Origin of the sequence: Pseudoalteromonas sp. UBA6610, from assembly GCF_002433295.1 — a bacterium.
In the GTDB taxonomy this organism is placed as follows: domain Bacteria; phylum Pseudomonadota; class Gammaproteobacteria; order Enterobacterales; family Alteromonadaceae; genus Pseudoalteromonas; species Pseudoalteromonas atlantica.
On sequence record NZ_DJHW01000111.1, the window covers coordinates 1 to 2,548 of the forward strand.

2 protein-coding genes are annotated in these 2,548 nt (G+C 43.0%); one reads left to right on the top strand and one right to left on the bottom strand.

What is annotated here, in order from left to right:
- Positions 1-199 precede the first annotated feature (199 nt).
- Entirely contained in the window at positions 200-1,099 is a 900-nt protein-coding gene (locus B4F91_RS14645) for a LysR family transcriptional regulator (protein ID WP_273589470.1), read from the bottom strand.
- Between the two features lie 221 nt (positions 1,100-1,320).
- On the opposite strand from B4F91_RS14645, the gene B4F91_RS14650 reads away from it, so the two are divergent.
- Positions 1,321-2,475 (top strand): iron-containing alcohol dehydrogenase, encoded by a 1,155-nt coding sequence (locus B4F91_RS14650; protein ID WP_286938497.1) that lies wholly within the window; start codon positions 1,321-1,323, stop codon positions 2,473-2,475.
- Positions 2,476-2,548: the final 73 nt, after the last annotated feature.

A 2,548-nucleotide genomic window follows, 5' to 3' on the forward strand; every position in this document is an offset into this window, starting at 1 on the left:
TAATCATTTTCAGGGGCTAAACGTGTCGCTATCTGCGTTAAAAAATTCTCATTTACGACTGCATGGATGCAGAAGGTAGAGCAATGCAGGAGCAATTGCCGAGAACAACTAAATAGCTAATTTTTTGCCTTGCTATCATCACGTTTACTCATCCTCAAAATAGATCACTTAATTATGCGGATTGGTATAAGTTAAAAAACTATTTTGCGTATTTATTAATATTAGAAAAAGCCATTAACACATCGCGGGCATAATTAAGCCGCGGGTGAGCAAGCGCCCCTTTACGCCACGCTAAGTACAAATTGTTTTCCGGCCCTTGCGGACCAAGTTTAATTAATCTACCCGATTGAATATCGTCATGACATATATAATCAGGCAGCACGGTATAGCCTACACCGGTTCTTACTATGCCGGCGAGCGCGCGTATGTCGGGGCAGCGAGCAATTATTTTTGACGTACAGCTTTGTTTAAATACAGTATCAAAATACTGGCGTATAAGCGGTAATTGACTGTCGTAACTGACCACCGGCAGCGTATTTAAAAGTGCTGGCGTAATGGTTTGCCCCTCTAAGCTTTGCGCTAATAAACGGTGCGCCACCAGTACTAGCTCTTCGCTGTCGAGCACTTCAAAGTCGTAAATTTTGTTATCGGGCAGGGAGGCTGTAATAGCCATATCGGCAACGCCGGTGTCGAGCGCTGTATAAATTTGCTCACGATTACCAGGCAGCACGACCACATCAACATTGCCTGCTTGTAACAAATTTGCCAGCTGTGCTGAGGCAACATAACTAATATATTCGGCGGGCCCGGCTAGTGTAATCGTTCCGCTCACATCGTTTGAACGGGTGCGTACAGAGGCAACTTTTTGCTCTATAGCATCTAGGTGATTTGCCACTTGGCCTGCTAAATCGTGGGCGGCATTACTTGGTTCTACGCCTCGGTGACGCCGCTCAAATAACGATTTACCTACCACCGACTCCATTGTTTGTATATGCGCGGTTGCAGCTGGTTGCGACAGCCCCAAATTTTTAGCAGCCCGAGAGATGTTTTTACAACGATATACCTCAACAAAGGTGCGTAATTGTACAAAATAAGACATAAAACATTAGGTATCAGAAATCCGATGGGTAAAGTAAGATTAACTGAATTCTAGTTATTGTAAAGTGCGCGTACACTTGCGCTCGTTCAGTTAGACATTAACCGTTTTCATATTTAATTTATAAAATAGGTAATTAATTACTTGAAAGTTAACTATTAATTCCCATTTTATAAAGCAATGAGCACCAGGGGCTGTGCCCCGTAACCAAGTAGAGTACAAATATGTTAAATTTTGCATTTAAAAACCGCACCGAGATTTTATTCGGCAAAGATCAAATTAATGAGATCGCAAGCCGCGTACCAAGCCAAGGCAAGGTCATGTTTTTATACGGTGGCGGTTCGATCAAAAAGAACGGCGTATATGACGATGTAGTAAATGCACTTGAAGGTGTGGACTTTGTGGAGTTTTCGGGGGTTGAGCCAAACCCAACTTACGAAACACTTTCAAAAGCTGTAGAAATTGTTAAAGATCAAAACGTTAGCTTTATATTAGCTGTAGGCGGCGGTAGTGTTATCGACGGCGCTAAATACGTAGCGGCAGCAGCAAAATACGAAGGCGACAGCTGGGATATTTTAGTTAATGGCGCAGAAGTAAAAAGTGCATTACCTATTGGCGCGGTATTAACGCTTCCGGCTACTGGCTCAGAAAGCAACGGTAACTCGGTTGTTACCCGTAAAGAAACCCAGCAAAAACGTGCCTTTGGTACGCCAATTGTACAACCGCAATTTGCCGTGCTTGATCCTACGTATACATTCTCACTGCCAACTCGCCAAATTTCTAACGGTGTAGTTGATGCGTTTGTACATGTTATTGAGCAATACTTAACGTACCCAGTTAATGCGCCACTGCAAGACCGTTTTGCAGAAGGCATTTTATCTACGCTAATTGAGCAAGGCCCTAAAGCCCTTGAAAACCCAGAAGATTACGATGTTCGTGCAAACGTAATGTGGTCGGCAACGATGGCACTAAATGGCTTAATTGGCCAAGGCGTACCGCAAGATTGGTCTACGCACATGATTGGCCACGAGCTAACAGCGCTTTATAGCTTAGATCACGCTGTAACACTTGCAATTGTATTACCGCCGCTTATGTTTGTTCAGCAAGAGCAAAAACGCGCTAAAATTATTCAGTTAGGTGAGCGTGTATTTGGCCTTGATATGCAAGACAAAAACGAGCTGATTGATGCAACCATTAAACATACTCAAGACTTTTTTGAGCAAATGGGCATTAAAACAAAACTTGGCGATTACGACCTAGGTGAAGACGCGGTTGAAGCCGTTGCCAACAACCTTGAGCGTAACGGCATGACAGCCCTTGGCGAACATGGCGATATTGACATAGCTAAAGCGAAGAAAATTTTAAGCCTAGCGCTTTAATTTAATTGTTTTTTGAATGGCGCTTTTTAGCGCCATTTTTTATGCTCAAAAAGCTAAAAGCTAAAAGCTAAAA